The following is a 20,470-nucleotide window of genomic DNA, read 5'->3' on the forward strand; positions in this document are numbered from 1 at the left end:
CATAATTGTGTTTTTTCCCACTGACTTACTTAGTGCATAACGCTGTTGTCTATATCGGCGTTTCTCGGTGTTTTTCGGCGGTTTATTTCATAACTTTTCTAATTGTGTCAATCCCCTACAAAAAATAAGTTTTGCATTTTTTAGCGCTTCAAACTTCAAGTGCGTAGCTTTAACAAATAGCAGAGACCTTTAAGATTTCCCTTATGAGTGAATTTACAAAAACTCTTTGTCCATACTGCGGTGTTGGCTGCGGTCTAGAAGTTTCACCCCCAGCACAGCCTAACAAAGCCACCAATCGAGATAGCAAAGGAAATCCGATTTGGCGCGTGCGGGGTGACAAAGCCCACCCATCCAGTCAGGGTATGGTTTGTGTCAAGGGTGCAACGATCGCAGAATCTTTAGATAAAAACAGATTACACTACCCAATGATCCGAGACTCTTTAGATCAGGAGTTTCGGCAAGTTAGTTGGGATGAAGCTTTTGATCTGATCACCCAACGTATTCAAACGGTACGCTTCACCCAAGGGCCAGAAGCCTTATGTATGTATGGTTCTGGTCAGTTTCAAACTGAAGACTACTACACCGCCCAAAAACTCTTCAAAGGCTGTCTAGGAACCAATAACTTTGATGCCAACTCACGTTTATGTATGTCTAGTGCTGTGGCTGGATATATTCAAAGCTTCGGCTCTGATGGCCCACCTTGTTGCTACGAAGATTTGGAATTAACTGATTGTGCGTTTTTAATTGGTACGAATACCGCTGAATGTCATCCCATAGTTTTCAATCGACTAGAGAAATACCACCGAAAAAACCGTAAAGTCAAAATGATTGTGGTCGATCCTCGTCGCACACCAACCGCCGAAGCCGCCGACCTACATTTAGCGATTCGTCCTGGTACAGATATTGACTTGTTAAATGGCATCGCCCATTTGTTAATGCGCTGGGGCTACATTGATACGCTGTTCATTGACGACTGTACTAGTAACTTCCCAGCTTATGCTGAAGTGATCCGTCACTACTCCCCAGAAGTGGTAGCTCGTCAATGTGATATCAGTATTGAAGATTTAGAAACAGCGGCCCGCTACTGGGGTGAATCGCAGCGAGTACTGTCGTTGTGGTCAATGGGGGTGAATCAATCATCGGAAGGTACAGCTAAGGTTAGAACAATCATTAATTTGCACCTGATGACTGCACAAATTGGTAAACCTGGAGCCGGCCCTTTTTCTCTCACAGGTCAGCCGAACGCGATGGGAGGACGAGAAACTGGAGGTTTGGCACACTTATTACCCGGTTATCGGGTGGTGAAAAATCCTCAGCATCGTGCAGAAGTTGAAGATTTTTGGGGATTAAAGCGCGGCCAAATTTCCCCCAATCCTGGTTTAACTGCTTGGGATATGATTACTGGCTTGGAAACTGGCGATGTAGGCTTACTGTGGATTGCTGCTACTAACCCAGCTGTAAGTATGCCAGATTTAGAACGGACTAAAAAGGCGTTATTGCGATCGCCTTTTACGATCTACCAAGATGCTTATTACCCCACAGAAACCGCAGCTTATGCTCATGTTCTGCTCCCAGCTGCTCAGTGGGGTGAAAAAACTGGCGTGATGACAAACTCCGAAAGGATGGTAACTCTGTGTCAAGCCTTCCGCCAACCACCAAGAGAAGCAAAAGCAGATTGGGAAATTTTTGCAGAAGTGGGACGTAGGCTAGGCTTTACCAAAGAATTTGCCTTTGCCAATTCGGCTGAGGTTTATGCCGAGTTTGTCCAATTAACAGGCGATCGCCCCTGTGATATGACGGGTATTAATCACGAGCAATTACAGTATCAAGGCCCAATTCAATGGCCACACAAAGAAGGAAGTAAGAGAGACACAAAGCGTCTTTATACGGATTTACGCTTCCATACCTCTGACGGACGCGCTCGATTTGGGGCTTATTATTCAAAGGGATTGGCAGAACCACCCGATCCCAATTATCCATTTGTGCTAACTAATGGGCGGCTTTACGGACACTGGCATACCCAGACACGTACTGGCCGCATTGAAAAAATTCGCTCCATGCACCCCGAACCATTTATTGAGATTCATCCCCGTGATGCTGCTACTTTAGGAATTATTGATAAACAGTTGGTGGAAGTGCGATCGCGCCGAGGAAAAGCAAATTTCCCGGCGAAAGTGACAAAGGCGATCGCTCCTGGTACAGTATTTGTCCCCATGCACTGGGGGGCGCTGTGGGCAAAAGATGCCGAAGCCAACGCCCTTACCCATCCCGAATCTTGTCCTGATTCTCTGCAACCAGAATTAAAAGCCTGTGCAGTGCAACTGATTCCAGTTTTTGCAGAAGTTCCAATCAAAAATTATCAACTCCAATCCTCACAATGGTGATCTGCTTGTTATATCCTTAAACTAAACAAGAAATTGGTAATTAATACTTGGTATTTGGTTATTAAATTAACAGCCTAGACTCAATGGTGATGATTAGATTTTTAAATCATTACCATTAATTATTGATAGTTATCTATTACCTCTGCTTTATTACTAATTTTTTGTTTCGTTAAAATCAGGGTGCAGCAGATGAGAAAATTAATTAAAACAATCTTGGGAGCTAGCAAAGATGAAAACTTTATGCACGCTATTGAAAATGTTGAAGTAATAGTTTCTAAAGTTTTATCACTTTTAATGGTGCTGGTAATTATAGTTGCAATTGGAGATTTAGCAGTCTTCTTAATTAAGGAATTATTTGATACGCCTTACGGCAAATTCAACACGACTTTATTTCAAATATTCGGCTTATTTTTAAATATTTTAATTGCCTTGGAAATTTTAGAAAACATTACAGCTTATTTGCGAAAACATGTTTTTCAAGTCGAGCTAGTTATTGTCACTTCTTTAATTGCTGTAGCCCGAAAAATTATTATTCTTGATTTAGAAAAAGTTTCTGGTATTGATATAATTGGATTAGGTATTGCTATTTTGGCTTTATCAATCAGTTATTTGATAATTCGTAGTAGTTCCAGTCGCTCGCGCTAATTTTTCAATTTTGAGCAAAGTTTTAAATTTATATAAAGATATAAAAATATTTGCCAATGTATTCTTGAATTACTTAATATGACTAGTTTTTTTGAATTCGAAGCAGATTTTGTCAATTCTCTGCGTTGCATACCTATGCAAGTCCGTTACAAACTAGATACCTGCGGTATTAAGCTAAAACTGTCTGACTGGAACCAAATGACTCAAGCTGAGCGTGAAACTTTAGTTGAATTACCTTGCACAAAGGAAGCAGAAGTTAAACTTTATCAAGAATATCTTCAACAGCTAATTTTAGAACGCACGGGTATACCAGCTTCAAAGTTGCCCATTGAGGATTGTCCCGCATGGATGGACTCTAGCAAGGTGCCAGTTAGTCTCCAAGAAAAAATTCAAGAAATAGATGTTAACCTCACACTGCAACAGTGGCAGACTCTAACTCCCTTACAGCGTTTTGCTCTGATTAAACTTAGTCGTTCTGGACATGAAAATAAAAACTTTCCCCTAGCTCTAGCAGAATTTCATCTGCTTTAGTACATGGTTAAGAGTTTGAAGTCAAAAGTTTAAGACCTATTAATCCTTCCACAGCGCTAGTATCGCCGCACAAGCTGACTAAATAACGGAAAATCGTTCTAGCCTACAGAGATAGGCTTCGTTCTTGTAGTCCTAGAGTGGAAGCCTGTTAGGCTTTGCGAGAATGAAACAGTTCTGCTAATGCTGTTTACCTAGCGAGTTTGTGCTATCTGACCATTTTAAAGACAAAACTTGTCTAATTATGTCTTTAAAATTTATCTGCAATATACACAGCTTACCAAAAGCTAGATGTTGGTAGTCTTATCAGGTTTTTATGTCTATTTCGGCTTAATATTCATCAAATTGGAGAATGTGTTTGTGACACATTTCCATAATATTATCGCGGGTGGTGGCACTTGATACGAGGATAGATATATCAGTGGAATCTGGTTTTTGAGAATATTACCTTCTTTGCCTATGAATAATATTTTAGGAATCAATAATTAAGATGACAAAACTAACCATTTATCTCAAAAATTCCTAAAAATTACTCGAATAAATTTATTGATGGTAAAATTTTCTCCGAAATCAAGACCGAGATTTAACCTAGCTTTATTAATTAATCAAAATTTCACAAAATAAAAATCTAACTATAATTTATCGGCTATTTTTGAAAAAACTGATAAAGACATAATTATTCAGTTAACGTCGAATAAATCAACCAAACAGAGTTGAAAATTAAGTTTAAGCAATTAATAATTGCAAATGTAAGGTTAAGCAATCAAAGCTTAATCTTACACAAATGCTACTGTTTTTCTAAATTTCATAGGAGATGAAATCAATGAAAAATATCAAGTATTCTGCACTGAATTCTGCTGGTTCTGAACTATTTGTGGATTCTGAGAGCTTTCTACAAGACCTATCTGATACAGATGCTATGGCTGTGCAGGGAGGAGAAGGCCCCGACATCAATAAGTTGCTTGAGTTTGGTATAAACGTGTATGCACTTAATAATATTGTCTCCATAGTGAAGACATTTACTGGTGCTGCTCCAGGTGGCGGTGCTGCTCCAGGTGGCGGTGCTGCTCCAGGTGGTGGTGCTGGTGGCGAAGAGGGTGGCTGATCCGGGCTAAAGACCAATTTAGTTCAGCGCTGATTTAGGCAAACGTCAATAGTTTATATCTTACTTTTGAATAGGATTCAGTTATCAAAAGCTGAATCCTACTCAAATTTGTTAGTGAACAGGATAAAAAATAAGGGTTTAATCTTGCTCAATTAATCCAGTATATAAATAACATTAATAATTTTTTTAAGGAGTAGAAGAAATGGCTAAAAGTTCTATCGCTGATTTACACTATATATCTCCTGAAAGATTACAAGATACCGAACACATTTTACAAGAATTATCCGATATAGAATCCATGCTTGTACATGGTGGCAAAAACAATGTATTGAATGAAAATATTGATTTTGGCACAAAAGCTTTGGAGTATGCATTAGTGGGATTTGCTATCTATAACATTGTCTCACTAGTCAAATTATTTATTAATCGGCCTCAACCTCAGTGAGAGGTTAATTTTTTTTCACAATTTTTCCAGCTAGAATGAGACTTAAAAATATGACATTTCTATTAAGTAATAAAAATGTTTTTGAATATCTGTTTGACAAAGGTATATGTACTGAAGAGAGCAAGTCTAGAAGTAAAGTTGAATTAAAACCTGCTAAAAACTTTAATTTATTACTTACCTTGCCAGAAGGTGATAAATTTCTAGTTAAGCAAGAGCCTCACAATCGTCAAGGAAAAGCAGCAGGTAACTTGTTGAAAGAGTGGCAATTTCAAAAGGTGCTACAAAATTTTTCAGAATTTAGAGATATTCGTTCCTCATTTTCGCAAGCAATTTACTTTGATATTGAGAATTCAATTATTGTTTTTGATTATCTCCAAGATTATTGTGATTTGGCAGATTTCTACAGTAGAGATAACGTCTTTCCTCCTGTTGTTGCAACCGCAAGTAGTGCAATAGTTGCCTCAATTCATCGCTTAACTTTAGACCGTCGAGACTATCAAGAATTGTTTGAATCTGAGACAGGAGCATTTAGTAACGCAGCTTTTAAGATGCTTTTTAGTTTAGAACAACTGACTCCAGAAATTTTTGGTCAGTATCCTGATGATGCTTTGAAATTCTTTGCACTTTATCAGCGCTACTCTAGTTTGAAACAGGCGCTTGCAGAGTTAAGCAATGTTATGGAACCTTGTTGTTTAATTCATAACGACCTGAAACTGAATAATATTCTACTATCCAATAGTTGGGAAGAAGCACTTTCTCAAACATCACAACCAGCTAATAGTATCATTCGCCTGATTGACTGGGAAATGTCATGTTGGGGAGATCCGGCTAGTGATTTAGGAGCGCTCATTGCTAGTTATCTGCAAATCTGGTTGTATGGCTTGATTACTAGTAAAAATATAGCCATTGAAGAGTCTTTACATCTAGCCACAACTCCTTTAGAACTCCTCCAACCTTCGCTAGCTGCTATAGCAAATGCTTATTTAAGTAACTTTCCTGAAATTTTGCAGCGCCATCCTAATTTTTGGTTGCGAGTTATGCAATTTTCTGGACTAGCCTTAATTCAGGCAATTTTAGCAACACTCCAGCATCAAAAAACCTTCGGAAATTCAGAGATTTGTATGCTTCAGATTGCTAAAACTTTGTTGTGCCGTCCACAACAATCCATCCAGACTGTATTTGGTATGGCAGCTTTGTAGTTATCTAAGTGAATTTATTACAAGTAAAAAAATTATGCAATTGCTAAATTCATATACATCGCACATTTCAAGCCAGCCATTACTAGCAACTTTAGAAGATATAGCTAGTAAGGTTGAGATTCAATCTCGTTTTTGTATTTACCATCCAGATTACAAACCTTTAAAACTTCCAGATGAGGCAATATCTCGCTTTGAGCGATTACCATTAAATCTCCAACACAAATTTCTTAATTTTCAACTGTGCAATTTTCTCTACAGTATCTATTATAATGGCGCTGGACGAACTATTCTAGCTATAAATACAGAGGATACACATTCAAAAAACAGTCAAAATTTAGAAAATAACACTTTTATGGGAGTTGATGAAGACTTTTATAATCAATTGCATTTGTCTAATAAAGGTGAAGGTTATTTTGAAACTGGTTGGCAAGTACTTGGAGAAAAGAGCAATGGTAATTTAGTAGTCAAAAAAGATGAGTTGACTTTACAGATCGAGCCAAAACGCCATCTTCAAAATACACAAAAATGGGCTCTTAATGATTTAGTTGCCATCAAAATGCCACCGAATCTAGTACAAAACGGTTTTTATATGGCAGTTGGTAATGCTGGCTTGTCAAATCATACTGATACAGCCATCGATTCACAACTTGTACGTGTCTACTTTAATGTAAGTCCTGAAGGTGCGGTTGCTGTCATGGGCAGTTTAACATGCCAACTAAACACTATGTTTATTCCTTTCACTTTCAAAGCACTATACAATCCTTCGGATTATGACCGTTATGATACAGCCGTGCTTTACTTTGACAAAAGCAACTATCCAATTATTTGGCAGGTGCTGCGATCGCTATACGTAAAGTATAAGCCGCATTTTAGGGAGCAGATGTTACTATTTACAAAATTTCTAGCACCAGGACTTGCTCTAGCAGAAGAGCCAAATAATAAATTTATAGCTAAAGAAAGTTTTGGTTTGAACCGCTGCCAGATTGTTACTCGTAGTTTGCTAGAAGCTTGGCAACAAGGAGATGAATCAACAAAAAATCGGATGGCTTTGATTATTAAACAATTCGCGTTGCGGGGAATTGAATTGCACTGTCCTTACCTCAATTCCAACTCTCAGGATGTTTACACACCCTTAAAGTTATAAATCTTTGAACTGATTAAATTGCATGTTTTTTATGATTGTTAGCCTACATTGCCCTTGGTATAAACTGTTAATTTTATACTAAAGGCTTTTTTAGTATTAAATGATCTATTTGGTCTAGTTGGGAATTAAATCTGTCTGGGGATATAAACAAAAGAAAATATCAAGGAATTAATTTACTACTATTTATGGCTGTAATTGTCAAAAGTACTTAACTAATATTGAAGCTACTTGAATAATTACCAAAATCTCAGTTTTTACTTTTTTTAGTTGGGTGAGGTTTGCAGTATTTATGTCAAAAAATATTAACTCTTTTCAAACTCCTGAAAACTATCAAGCTAATACCAGCCATTTTTTAACACCTTTTCAAAAAAAAATTCTACTGAAAAATGTACAAGCAAATTTACAGCCAGAATACCGCCGTCGCATCGAAATTATGTTGTTGGCAGATCAAGGTAAATCTCCAACCCAAATTTGTAAGATATTAGGCTGTTCTTACCATATGGCGCGATATTGGAGTGGTTTAGCAAAAGCTGGTTTAGCTCACCAATGGCAAGAGCAACAAATAGGTCGACCAAAGAGTGTTAACGAGCAGTATCTTGAACGCTTAAAGGAATTAGTAAGCCATAGCCCTCGTGAGTATGGCTATCCCTTTAAAAACTGGACGGCGCAATGGTTAAGTAAACATTTAGCCAGTGAAATTGGGATTGAAATTACCGATCGCCATATCAGTCGTCTGCTCAAACAAATGGGATTATCTACAAGACAAACAAACAATAATCTTAAACAAAAAACTGATGATAATCAGGATTTTGAAATTATGATAGATGATCTACAATTGAGTTGTGAATCTAATAGTTTTCAATTGCCGCTTAATTTCATTAATGCCAATCACTAATTTTGTTGTAAAACAGAGTATATACCCCCTGAATTTTACATCAACAGTTAGTGTCTCAATTTAGCAAAACCTTATACCAATTCACAATTCGCAATGACGCTCCTTCGTCGCTCTAAGCGTAGCTATGCCGCAGGCTTTACGCTGCGAAGATCGCAATTCGCAATTAAAAAACCTAGATACAGTAAACTTTTCAAGGTTTATATCTGTATTAAATTTTTCGTGAAATGGTATTAGATGTAACTTTTGCATAAACAGAACTAGCCGAGTTTTGAAACTAACCCTGTTCTGTCACTCTCGGAAAACAATAATCGAAGCAATATTCTGAAACTTTGATTGAGCCAAGCTTTGAGGCTTTATTTTCTAACAGTAACTAAAATTTATAGCCAAAACTTAGAAATTAAAGCCTCGAAAGGCTTTCAGCGATTGGGTTCTCCCAAAGTGATAAAAGAGGGCTAATATAAATCTACGAAGATCATTAGGGAGCATCCTGGTTGGACAGATAGCCCGCTACGCGAACAGACCAGAAGTCTGGGGCTCTGCCGACTTGTACCGCTAAAGCGGAACCCGCAGGGTAGCAACTGGCGCACGATTTCCAATCGCTCGGTGTTTCTTCAAAGAGTGGATACTCCCGATCATTACTTCCTAAAAATTAATTTAGTAATAAATAATAAATATCTTTAATTCATAGGAATTGAAGTATGATAAAAAATTTTATTCTTTCTCCTGACGATATCATTTATCAAATCAAGCTTTCTTGCCAACTTCCAGATATAATTGAAGCAATAATGATTCGTAAAATTATTGCCGATGCTGCTGCTCAAGCAGGTATAAAAGTTGAAAAATCAGAGCTTCAACAGGCGGCAGACGACATACGATTAGCAAGAAATCTTGTCAAAGCTAAAGATACTGGAGCGTGGCTCGAAAAACATTATCTTTCTCTCAATGACTTTAAAGAATTAGCAGAGATTTACTTACTCTCTGTAAAATTAGCAAATTATTTATTTGCCGAGCAAGTTGAACCCTTCTTTATTGAACATAGGCTCAATTATACTGCAACTGTTACGTATGAAGTTGTTTTAGATGACCAAGACTTAGCTTTAGAACTGTTTTATGCACTGCAAAAAAACGAAATCTGTTTCCAAGATATAGCCCACAAATATATACAAGAACCAGAACTGCGCCGTGTAGGCGGATATTGCGGGATACGATACCGTAGCAATTTTAGCCCGCAGATTGCAGCTTGTGTCTTTACTGCCCATCCACCGCAGATACTCAAGCCAATTGTCACACACAAAGGAGTCCATCTCATTTGGGTTGAAGAAATCATTCAACCTCAATTAAACGAACCACTGCGCTGTCAGATTTTAGCAGACTTGCTTTCTGCTTGGTTAAAGCAACAACTTGAGGAAGCTAAAATTGTGGTGCAAATTTGACCTCAGTAGATTGCATTTTCCCAAACTTACACCAGAGGGTGATCTGCCAAAGTTCGGATTAAATACGTTTGGCAATTCTATATTTTTTCAATGCTAATAAATGTGGCAAACACTACTAAATATTTAACTAATTATTATCCATTAAACTTGCAGTAAAATGTCAAAAGTACATCAGTGAGGTACTCTGAATTAAGATATAGGACTCTTATTTGATTTTTGAACAAAAGTCAGTAAACATCTATTCCTTCTTTATTGTTCTTTGTTGCCTGTTCCCTCCTCTTATGAGAGATTCAGGAATCAAATCGGATTACTATGTCTGATAAATAAGACACAAAAAATACTCACCCTAGCCAGAATGCTTGCCAAAATTGGGTTAGACAATTTTAAATTTTGAATCAGCGAAATTTGAATTTCTTTGCCAGGAGTAAAGCTATAGTGTATTTAGCAATCCTGCTCTTGGTGTGGCTAAGGTCAAGTCCTACTGCCAAAAGTATCTTATGAATTAGTTTGGAAAGACACTCTAACTCGATGACAGGCAAAAACGCAAGACATAACGCATTTCTGCGACTGGTGTCTGGTAATGGAGCAGCTTTGGGGACGGAATCTCGCTACCCGCTGTTTACCAGTAAAGAGGTAGTAATTGGACGCGACCCCAGTTGCCAAGTTGTCTTAGATGCCATGATGTATCGGATGGTATCTCGTCGTCATGCTGTGGTTCGTCCCCTTTCTTCATCTCCAGATAGCAAATTTAGCTGGCTACTTTGTGATTTAAATAGTGCCAATGGCACTTACTTAAATGGACAACGTTTATATGGATGTCAGGAATTGCACTCAGGCGATCGCATTTCTTTAGGTGCTGATGGGCCGCAATTTATTTTTGAGCATGAATCTATATCTCAAGCTACGGTGTTGAGTAATCAAGACGCAGCGTTACCTTCAGCAAGGAACTATCAAAACCACACCTATTTAAAGCCACCAGATTCGGTCAGTTTCACTCAACTATTTCCGATTATTTCCACTGGCAAAGATTTAACTCGCAAAGCTTACCTTGTGCCAGGAATACTGACTGTAGTATTTGTAGTCTTGATGTTTGCTACGGTAGGTCAGCCCCAAGCTAATCAAATAATCGTGGCAATTTACATAGCGTTTGCTGCTTACTATTTTGTTTACCAACTTTGCGGGAAACAAAAGCCGTGGTGGGTGCTAATAGGTGCGGCTTTGAGTACAGCGCTGATTTTGCTCAGTCCTGTATTGGATTTATTTATCTTTGTATTTCGCAGTATTCTGCCTGGTAGCTTACCCTCACCTGACGAATCTATCACCTTCACAGAATTACTGGTGCGAATGTTTTTTGGGGCTGGGTTGATGGAAGAATTACTCAAGGCTTTGCCTGTAATTGGGGCATATTTCATTGGTAACGGCTTACCCTCACCTTGGCGAGAACGCATTGGTGTTTGGGAACCTCTAGATGGCATTCTTTTGGGAACAGCTTCTGCTGTAGGTTTCACTTTATTGGAAACTTTGGGGCAGTATGTACCAGACATCACTCGTAATGTTGCCCAACAGGTGGGTGTGGGGGCTGTTAGTCAATTGGTGGGTTTACAACTGCTGATTCCACGCATTCTCGGTTCCGTGGCAGGGCACATGGCTTATAGCGGTTATTTGGGGTATTTTATTGGGTTAGCTGTTCTCAAGCCCCGTCGGAGTTGGCAAATTCTCGCCGTTGGCTATCTGAGTGCTGCCGCCCTCCACGCTTTATGGAACGCTACAGGATCTATTAATGCTTTACTGTTGGTGGTAGTTGGAGTGTTATCTTATGCTTTTTTGATGGCAGCAATTCTCAAGGCACGGGCATTATCACCGACGCGATCGCAAAATTTTGCGACCCGCTTTCTCGGCCCTAAATAAGTATGGATTTTTAGCGACAGTCAAAATTCAAAAACAGCCTTTTGTTTATTAGGCTTTTCCCGTGGAGTGAAATAACATTTAGAAAAATTGTTGTTGAGACAGCCAGTTGCTTCTACCCAACTTCATAAATTTGAGCGAAACTAAGATTGTTTTTTATGCCTGGAGATAGATGGCATAACCTCGCAATCAATCTATGGTTAGATTATTGTAGGGTGTCTTTACCTAAAAATCACAAAATTGAGCTATTGCAAAACTCATAATATTAAGTATTACTGCCAGCAAAACTAATTGCCAGTGGAATTTCACCAAAGTTAAAAGATACGACACAGACAGAAAATAGAAGTTAGGCTTCAGTCTGAAAGCTGTCTAATTGTTTCAAGGCGTAGTAAGCGATCGCGATACTAATTTTAGCTTGCTCGATTTCTGATAAATTTGTCCAATCCCGATTCTCAATATTACTAATGATAGATTTGAGGTTTTGCGGTTCGCTGCTACGCATACTATATGCAAATGGTCGGGCTAAAACAAACAAGTCATCGGCTTCCCAGGTGGGCATTACAGCTTGAACGCATTGCACTAGTTGCTCACCCATAGATTGTTGAGATGCAAAAATGTCAGTAGCTTTCTGGGCGATCGCATTCAGCCAACCTTGAGGTACACTAGCAACAAAAGCTGTATGTAAAGTTTCTTTAAGGCTATCTACACTTGCACAAATCGTATTACAGTTGTAGTATGAAGAAGTTGAAACTTCTGACCAAAGTGTATCTAGTTGTTCATAAAAATTTTGCGATCGTGTAGTTAATTCTTCATCGAGTAAATCCCGCGTCACAAACTGCTGTTCTAGTTCACGAAAATATTCTTCAGACTCATCATCAGCGGGATTCCAAGGATAAGTAGCATCTTCTGGTTCTAGTAATACCTCTAACAGCTCTAATTCCATCTGAGACGCTAAAGTGTCGGAAGTGTTGATTTTATTAGCCATTTGTGATCTCCTGATGAATTAATTAACGCTATTGACAGCTACACCTGTCGTAATTAAATTTCCGTAAAAAAGTTAATTTTGTCTAATGATAAAATTGGGTTTTTCAGATTGGTATTGATGCAAGTAATTTCACGGACATAACCTCTATTTTTTTCATTGTCAAAGCTATCTCTTCATTGAATACTTCAGCTTAGGAATCTTCAATAATAAATTCCCAAGTCTCGCCTCTAGAACTTCCAAACTTTAATTGCATTCCCGACTTCAAAGGAACTTCCTCGCGGAGGATTTGTTGCCAACCGTTAGGGCCTAAACACCAAGTTGTACCGTAAGTAGAAAAATCTTGTAGATAATAAGTTCGTACCGGAGTAGTACCTGTGAGGGTATTCCGGCATAAAATTTCGGCATGACGCTTAGAAACTGATGGTTCGGGGATGACAATATCATTATCTTTCGTGCGGCCGATGCGAGTCACACCAGAGCGCAAAGACCAAATTTTGCCTCCTGGTAAAAGCGATCGCAAACAAGCTGTAGTAACTGGAAAATTGATGTTAGGGATAGCAGTATCTGGTAATTCGGTAATACCTTCATCAAAGCTTTTAATGAGTTCACCATTAAAATCAGGATGCAGATAAAGAACAGGCAAAGTCCAAGCAGGTTGATTGAACTTATATATTGTTAGCAGCTCTTGCCTGGCTTCCGCCACTGCTTCATCAATTGGTTTACGCGATCGCAAAGCTTTGGCAAAGGCTTGAATAAAACTATGGCTTTCGTGATCAGCAATTTCATCGCGCATTCCTAAAACAGCAGGTACACCATGACGGATCAATACTTCTGCTAAACTGCTGGCAAGGATAGCTTGGTGATTAATAGCGGCGGGTTGCGCTCCCCAACAAGCATTGAAAACTGCCAGTTTCAAGCCACTACGGGTTAATACTTGTGCTAATTCTATGCCATTTAATGTCATGCTGGGACGCAAAAATAATAAGCCGCCATCTGGGCCTGGTAGACCGTGACCAGCATAAAAAAAGACGTTGTATGCCTTAGTTTCGAGTTCTTGAATCAATTCTTGAGGAGTTGGTTGCAGCAGCGTTTTCACTATACAAGGTGCATATCCTTGATAATTGCTACCGACAGAATTTTCATTTGAGAGGGTTTGTTCTAGGATGGTGGCTTCTTGTGCCAATTGCAAATGCTCATCATGTCCTAAAACCAGCAAGATGTTTAAAGCCTGATCGGTTCGTAAATAAGGTAGGGGTTCAACTTCGCTAGTGGTACGGCTAAATAGCAAATCTTGCGAGAGAGACATTGCCGATTGACCAGGCTCTCGCTGCATAATTTCCCAAGGTAAAGCGATGAGATCTGGGTCACGAATTTCTAGCCGAAAACGCAAACGCGTATGCTGACCCATCGCAATACCACGACTGCGTTCTAAACTACCCAGAATTGGCCCATCGAATACCCAACGCCACAAATTCATCCCCAAATATTGCATGAGACGACTGCTGTAACCAGAGCCTTGATTTGAAGGGGGTGAAACCAAATTTATTGGCAGTGCGTTTCCTCGCTTGCTAGTTGAGCCTGTAGAAATATCTAAGCCACTGTGGCCAGTAAACATCTGCTGCCATTCTTGCCAAACTTGGGTGAGTTCAAAAGGCCATACACAGTCATGTAAAACATAACCACTGGGATAGGGAGCTTTGACCACCCAAATAGCGAAGTTATCTGTGCCAGTGTTGATGAGACGGGCGATCGCCAGGTTCAGGGATGGCATGGATTCATGAAATTAAGAGGTAAAAACAAATAATTTTCAATAACAATTTTCCCCTAGGAAAACTTTTACCTTGTGTGTATTATTTCAGGTTTTTACCAGTTTATCGACTATCTAACTCAACTGCACTAGGCACATTTTGAGCATTTGGTACAGGAGGTTGGCTATTTAGAGGTTCGGGAACAGTATCACATGGACTGGTATCATCTGATTGTAAAACAGAGACATCGAAGCGTTTAAGTTGAGATAATTCGACCCACACTTTTGACTCTACTTTGCCTACAGGTGCGGCAGCTACTAGATTATTAACTGTTGCTGGTGGGTTTGGTGTGACTGGAGTGGAGCAAAGTCGCAACTGCACCGACAGGTTCCCAGAAGCAGTTTGAGGATTGGGTTTAGTTCCGATCACTTCCAAAAAACTACCTGGGGGGAAACTTCGCTGATTGCTTAAGGCAATTTCTTGATTGGTTTTAATTACCCATCCAGGGGCGAGGTTAGCCAGCGATCGCCCTTGGGGTCGATTAGAAGCAATTGGTTCTAAAATTTTTGTAGGAAATACACCTGCTGGTGATCGTAATCGCATGACTAAGTATCCCAATGAACCTGCGATAATCACTAATATTAACGGCACAATCAAATTTAATGGCAGTTGGAGACTTGGAGCCGCTTTACTTTCGGCAACTACTTTGGTTTTCTGGTTAGGGTTGGTTGGCAATTGTGTTGCTGCTGTTTCTCTGGACGCAGCATTGGCAGCTTTGATTGCAGAAACATCTGGAATTACTGCTTTTAGGTTTAACTCTGGTTCAAAGTAGCGGAGTTGATAATTGACTAACGCGATAGTGACATTATCATGTCCGTTTTTAGTGTTAGCAATTTCTACTAACTTATTCGCAACATTGACTACATCATTTTCTCCAAGCAGAATTGGTAAAATTTCTGTTTCCCAGTAGTCCTCCACTCGATCAAAATCACTTAGTCCATCGGATGTAAGCAGAAAAATAGCATCTTCGTCGAGAATAAATCTTTGGGAAGTGGGATGTAATGAGTTACTGGGACTCATTCCTAAAGCCTGTACTAGCGAGCCAGAACCACTCTGTTGGATGGCCTCTCGGTAAATAGCATAGCCCAACCTGACTTCGCGAGAGGCAACATCGTCGTCAAGGGTAACTTGATAACAACCGTGGCGTGTAATCCAGTAGGCACGACTGTCGCCAACATGGGTAATATACATTTCGCTGCCTATATGTAAGGCCATCACCAAGGTTGTACCCATGCGTTGACGACCTTGGCGATTTTCGCTGTCGTTGCGTTGGCTAATTTTGTCGTTGGCTACTGCTACTGCCTGATCTAAGTCAGCTAACAGCAGGGAGGGTTCTATATGATCGTAGGGAACTTTGGTTAGTTGCTGTACTTGTTGCTGGATTGTTTCAATCGCTAAGTTGGAGGCGATAAGACCTCCCTCGTGTCCACCAATGCCATCACAGACAATGGCCAAGCCTGTGGACTGTGGTGGTTTAGTTACAATTGTGCCATTAGGTGGGTAACAGGCATCTTCGTTACGTTGGCGGCTAGGGCCAGTATCAGTTTTGGTGACAATTTTAATCTTGGGTGTTTGCGATCGCCCTAATTCCGCTAATCCTTGATCTAAAACCGCAATTAGTATTTCAGGTGAAGTAATCTCTCCATGAATTAAAAAATTACTAATTTGGTTGACAAATTCAGCTATGGCTGGTTTCGCCTCAGGCTGTAATTGTTGCCAAAATTTACCTAATAAAGATAAGTCTGGTACCGTTGAAGAGTCAAAACACAATTGTAATAAGCGGATTAAAGGCCCTTCTACCCGTAATACATGGGGTTCTATTAAGCTAGATGCGACACCTTCACTCACAAAAGGTTGCCAAAGATGAGCTATCTGCCATAGCCAATTGAGTTGACGCATTGATGTGGCTTCGCGCCAAGCAGTAGTTAACTGGCTACATAGCTGTACTTGTGGAACTGTATGATCTGCCAACAGTGGTGGCTTTTCTAAAAGTAAAATTTCTCTTTGGGAACTACCATTAGTTAGAGGAATCACTCCATATACCTGAGGTACATTTAAGCGATAGGGAATTAGTCTTAGATAGGCTTTGATCTCACGCAAATTCTCTAACTCAGGCCCTTGGGGTAATAACCCAGGTTTAGTATCTAGAACTACTGATTTATTGATGACTAAATAGCGATCGGCTAATATTTCTCCAGGGCTACCCATACTCAAACCATCTCCAACAGCCCAGAGGTAACGTTTGGGTAGAGGTGTGGAGCATCGCTGGCAAAACTTATGAGTCAGGGGGTTGGTAGCCTGACAAAGTTCATTTGGGCAGTAGAGCGTTGCCGCATCATTTTCCATAGTGTTCGCAGTGATCAGCGATTGGCAATTTATTCAAAAGTATTTGACCGCGGCAGTTGAGACCGCTTATATTTGTGGAACTCGATGCATCCTATTTTGGAGCATGATTTTAGCTGGGAGACACCAGCAGATACTAATACTTGATTTACTTACTTATGCAAAGAACATACTCCTTTAGTCAACCCTACAGCCTCATGATAGCTTCTCTGGCTTTGTGACTCTCCATCGCCATAACCACTAACTCTAACCCTGTCACCAAAGCATAACCCAGGTGTATCTATACTGTTTGGTTTTAATAAATTAACTCATCACAAAAAGTCAGATAATACCAATATTGCTTTAGTTTATAATTCTCCCAGCATTAATTAACTTTAATTAAGAATTAAGACGGCTGATAGCTCCGCAAATCTAGACTTTACACTATGTTAAATCTAGGGCATAAATTTCTCATTTGATTCAGTGTTTACCATGTTGACAAATGGGGAAAATTTTCACTCCATTCTGCTGCCCCAAAAGTAGGCAAAAACCACAAATTTTGTCTCTCAAATTATAAGTATAGTCACTGTTTTAAGTACTAAATTACGTATCAAAGCTTTCAATCGCAGTAAGTAATTATCTAAAAGTATTGAAGTTATCAGAACCAAAAAAGTACTAAATATTTGAATACATGGCGCATAAATTTGCGATGCATTTTTGAGAGTAATCGGCTCTAGCCTTCTGGAATAAATACTTTAAGGGCTAGAGCCGATTACTAGTAAACCAGCAAAGTTTTTGTGGTTAACTACTAAAAAGTTAAAAGTGACAAAAACTATCACGCTTAACTTATCAGCTTCAAACCTATTTATTCTCGTCAACTGCAACTTGGGGGAGTCCCATGCTGTAGTTGGTGACACGAGCAGACAGATTGTAGCTGATTTCGCCTTTTTGCAGGAGCGATCGCAAATAATGCTCCAAGTCTGACCCAACACGACGTAAGTTATAGTCTGTTAGGTCTTGGCCACTAGATGCTTCTACTAGTTCATCAAATTTGTGATAAATCTTTTGCAGAGCATCTTCATTCCAGTTGAATTCGTTGTCTGGGTCAACATCCAACGTTAAGACCTGATTGCTAGGAATCAGTTCGCCATCCCGGTCAATTTCTGCCGCAAAAATGCGAATGTGCCGGGTTGTGGACTTGAGCAGCATTGGATTGTCCATAGAAGGGTGTAAGGTTCGGGTTAATTACACTGAAATCATTGTAGACGCTATACCTGGGCTTAAATGCTCTCTATTCTTATGGTTTGATTACAACTTAATTATCTAAAGAGTCGCAGCCGTAGATTTTTGGCGTAACAATGACAGGGTAGGTTATGACAATTTTTGGGAAGAACCACAAATTTCCTGAGATGGGCCAATGAATTCGGCTTTAGCAGAACTCATCTAATTTTTTGTAATCCTCAGGTCTAAAAGGCGCTAGAGTAAGGTACTCTGCTGGAAGAATTTGATTTATGGTCTATATTGTCCTGCAAAAGCAAAATTTTACTTTTGATAATTTTGTTTATCAATGTCTCCTGAATTTTATGATGAATAAAACGTACATCCAGTAATTTTACGTAATTATGTTACAGCTAGCTCTGGCTTTAATAAAAGCGAAAAACAACAGAGTTTTTACTTACGTGTAAACACCAAAATTTCAGTAACAACTCAAACTATTATTGACTTGAAGATAAAGTTGATGTAAAAAGCTTTAAAAAGCAGCAACAAGTTCTTACAGAAACTTTATTATATAGAATCTTAAAAACTGAATAATAGTTATGGCTTGCCTAAAGCATATCGGGTAGTGGAAGATAGCGATTTAGATGATGTAAAGTTTAGCTAGAAAAAGCGCAGGAGAATGAAATGCAATACAAACTCTATGGATTGAAGAAAGATTCTTAACTTAAGGATGTGGATTCAAAAAAATATAAATAATTTTGCTGAGGATATAGTTCCTCACTTTCATGACCACCAAAGCACAGGAATCCTCAAAACTATGAACTCGAAAGCATTACCACGCCAAATAAATAATATCGAAGTAGGTGTTTATGAGTGCGAAATCCATCTTAAATTCCGGTTGATTGAGGAAAAGAGCCTATTGGGCGATCGCGAACAACTGTTGCAGGTGCTGCTAGACGCTCTAACTGAAGGGTCTGATGAATTTTTGGAGACGCTGCAAGCCTCTGTCAAAGCTCAAGAAGTCTCTGAGTTCAAAGCCTCACCGCAAATGCGACGACAACTGATGCGTTTACGCAATGCTGTTGATAACAACCAATAGTTGCTAAAAATTTAATTTGAGTAGTGAGCAATCATTTATTAAACACTGAACAGTGAATTTTTTGAAGTTAGCTCATTTGTTCTAACAGTGAGTTTGGTTGTATAACCTAACTCTTAGGCTATGGCTGTCCGTTCACACTGCTCTTCCAGAAGCCGCACAAAGCATCTACAAGGGATATTCGCCCTTAGTACAAAGGGCATCCTTAGGTGCGTGTCAATTTATGAACTTGCTTTTTGAGCAGATTACGGTCTTTAAAGATTAATTTTTAATGCCATTACCTAACCAGGGTTTTACTTCGATTGGCATAACTATTAGTTATGAATGTGGCAAAATAGCTTTACTAGGTATAAGAAAATTTAGAAAAATTAGAAGTTCTTGTTCCATAAGGCTTAAGTTAATTGAGCAGGAGCTTGCATGTCAATCAGCGCTCCTGCTTGTTGTACCAGTTAGGATGTATTTAGCGCCGAATAGCTTACTATTTAGCAAGACCGTGTTCTAAAGCAAAACGAACTAACTCGGTACGGCTGTTTGTGCCAGTTTTACTAAACAAACGACTAACGTATTTTTCTACATTGCGAACGCTGGTTTCCAAACGACGGGCGATTTCTTTATTCATCAACCCTTCTGCAACTAAGTCTAAAACGCTTTGTTCTCTGGGCGTTAAGTCAATTTTGAAAGGAGTTGGAGATTGAGCGATCGCATTTCTTTGGGTTAATAAAGCTTTAATTTGGGCAATCTGATTAGCTAGTTCAGCAATATCAGGGGTTTCACCTTCTTCACCCGTAGCTTGAGGCTTAGCTGTGCGCCTAACAAGTAAATTTTCTACTATTGCCACTAACTCATCTGGATCGAATGGTTTGGGTAGATAAGCATCAACACCAGCCTGATAACCTTGGATGCGATCGCCTGTCATTCCTTTTGCAGTTAAAAATACTACTGGGAGCGATTGAAAGCGAGGATCTTCTCGTAGTTGCTTGAGAAACTGATAGCCATCTACCTGGGGCATCATGATATCAGAAATCACCAAATCTGGTGTATTTTGCTGCATCAAATCCCACCCCTCACGGGCGTTACTGGCGACTTGAACACTGAAACCGCTTTCTTGTAAATAGTCTTTCACGGCTTCCCGCAATCCTGGTTCATCATCCACCAGTAACAATTGTGCTGACATTTAAAGTTTCCTTGAGTTTACCTGTTTCCAATTTAGCGAAAGTTGACAGCCATTGGACAAGAGAATCAACAGAAAACTCATTGGTTGCTAAAACCCCGATTACGCTCGACTTTAGCGGGAGCAACGCGAAAAAGTGAGATCGTCGTGAAATGAGCAGGGGAAGCGGGGGTAGCTGGGGTAGCTG

Annotated in this window: 16 protein-coding genes; 11 read left to right on the forward strand and 5 right to left on the reverse strand. The window is 39.4% G+C overall.

Annotated elements, in window-relative coordinates; genetic code table 11:
- Positions 1-203: 203 nt before the first annotated feature.
- The 10 genes from I8751_RS11040 to I8751_RS11085 all read left to right on the forward strand — a co-directional run bounded on the left by I8751_RS11040 (position 204) and on the right by I8751_RS11085 (position 11,686).
- Positions 204-2,384, forward strand: coding sequence for a molybdopterin oxidoreductase family protein (locus tag I8751_RS11040; RefSeq protein WP_214439206.1), 2,181 nt, complete (start codon positions 204-206; stop codon positions 2,382-2,384).
- Positions 2,385-2,573: 189 nt separating this feature from the next.
- Positions 2,574-3,029 (forward strand): phosphate-starvation-inducible PsiE family protein, encoded by a 456-nt coding sequence (locus tag I8751_RS11045; protein ID WP_214439207.1) that lies wholly within the window; start codon positions 2,574-2,576, stop codon positions 3,027-3,029.
- A gap of 78 nt (positions 3,030-3,107) precedes the next feature.
- Positions 3,108-3,560 carry a nitrate reductase associated protein gene (locus I8751_RS11050; protein ID WP_214439208.1) on the forward strand — a complete coding sequence of 151 codons (453 nt, stop codon included), beginning with the start codon at positions 3,108-3,110 and terminating at the stop codon, positions 3,558-3,560.
- 820 nt (positions 3,561-4,380) lie between these two features.
- On the forward strand, positions 4,381-4,662 hold the full coding sequence (locus I8751_RS11055; RefSeq protein WP_214439209.1) for a hypothetical protein: 282 nt from the start codon (positions 4,381-4,383) through the stop codon (positions 4,660-4,662).
- A gap of 202 nt (positions 4,663-4,864) precedes the next feature.
- Complete coding sequence (locus tag I8751_RS11060) at positions 4,865-5,107, forward strand: hypothetical protein (RefSeq protein ID WP_214439210.1); 243 nt, start codon at positions 4,865-4,867, stop codon at positions 5,105-5,107.
- A gap of 50 nt (positions 5,108-5,157) precedes the next feature.
- Positions 5,158-6,306, forward strand: coding sequence for a phosphotransferase (locus tag I8751_RS11065; RefSeq protein WP_214439211.1), 1,149 nt, complete (start codon positions 5,158-5,160; stop codon positions 6,304-6,306).
- Positions 6,307-6,340: 34 nt separating this feature from the next.
- Positions 6,341-7,450 (forward strand): T3SS effector HopA1 family protein, encoded by a 1,110-nt coding sequence (locus I8751_RS11070; RefSeq protein WP_214439212.1) that lies wholly within the window; start codon positions 6,341-6,343, stop codon positions 7,448-7,450.
- A gap of 289 nt (positions 7,451-7,739) precedes the next feature.
- Positions 7,740-8,345, forward strand: a complete 606-nt coding sequence (locus tag I8751_RS11075) for a helix-turn-helix domain-containing protein (protein WP_214439213.1) — start codon at positions 7,740-7,742, stop codon at positions 8,343-8,345.
- Between the two features lie 698 nt (positions 8,346-9,043).
- A complete protein-coding gene (locus I8751_RS11080) occupies positions 9,044-9,778 on the forward strand; it encodes a peptidylprolyl isomerase (RefSeq protein WP_214439214.1) in 735 nt (244 codons plus the stop codon).
- Between the two features lie 528 nt (positions 9,779-10,306).
- Positions 10,307-11,686: a PrsW family glutamic-type intramembrane protease gene (locus tag I8751_RS11085; RefSeq protein ID WP_214439215.1), complete on the forward strand. Its 1,380-nt coding sequence runs from the start codon at positions 10,307-10,309 to the stop codon at positions 11,684-11,686.
- 343 nt (positions 11,687-12,029) lie between these two features.
- On the opposite strand, the gene I8751_RS11090 is transcribed toward I8751_RS11085, so the two are convergent.
- From I8751_RS11090 to ndhM, 4 genes are all read right to left on the reverse strand, one after another.
- Positions 12,030-12,668 carry a hypothetical protein gene (locus I8751_RS11090; protein ID WP_214439216.1) on the reverse strand — a complete coding sequence of 213 codons (639 nt, stop codon included), beginning with the start codon at positions 12,666-12,668 and terminating at the stop codon, positions 12,030-12,032.
- 190 nt (positions 12,669-12,858) lie between these two features.
- Complete coding sequence (locus I8751_RS11095; protein WP_214439217.1) at positions 12,859-14,439, reverse strand: CHAT domain-containing protein; 1,581 nt, start codon at positions 14,437-14,439, stop codon at positions 12,859-12,861.
- 100 nt (positions 14,440-14,539) lie between these two features.
- Positions 14,540-16,822: a protein phosphatase 2C domain-containing protein gene (locus I8751_RS11100; RefSeq protein WP_214439218.1), complete on the reverse strand. Its 2,283-nt coding sequence runs from the start codon at positions 16,820-16,822 to the stop codon at positions 14,540-14,542.
- 837 nt (positions 16,823-17,659) lie between these two features.
- Positions 17,660-18,019 carry an NAD(P)H-quinone oxidoreductase subunit M gene (gene ndhM, locus I8751_RS11105; RefSeq protein ID WP_214439219.1) on the reverse strand — a complete coding sequence of 120 codons (360 nt, stop codon included), beginning with the start codon at positions 18,017-18,019 and terminating at the stop codon, positions 17,660-17,662.
- 814 nt (positions 18,020-18,833) lie between these two features.
- On the opposite strand from ndhM, the gene I8751_RS11110 reads away from it, so the two are divergent.
- On the forward strand, positions 18,834-19,115 hold the full coding sequence (locus tag I8751_RS11110) for an Npun_R1517 family heterocyst differentiation transcriptional regulator (RefSeq protein ID WP_006198627.1): 282 nt from the start codon (positions 18,834-18,836) through the stop codon (positions 19,113-19,115).
- A gap of 475 nt (positions 19,116-19,590) precedes the next feature.
- Here the strand turns inward: I8751_RS11110 and I8751_RS11115 are convergent, their stop codons facing one another.
- Positions 19,591-20,286, reverse strand: a complete 696-nt coding sequence (locus tag I8751_RS11115) for a response regulator transcription factor (protein WP_214439220.1) — start codon at positions 20,284-20,286, stop codon at positions 19,591-19,593.
- Positions 20,287-20,470: the final 184 nt, after the last annotated feature.

It is taken from the genome of Atlanticothrix silvestris CENA357 (genome assembly GCF_016056295.1).
Taxonomy (GTDB): Bacteria; Cyanobacteriota; Cyanobacteriia; order Cyanobacteriales; family Nostocaceae; genus Atlanticothrix; species Atlanticothrix silvestris.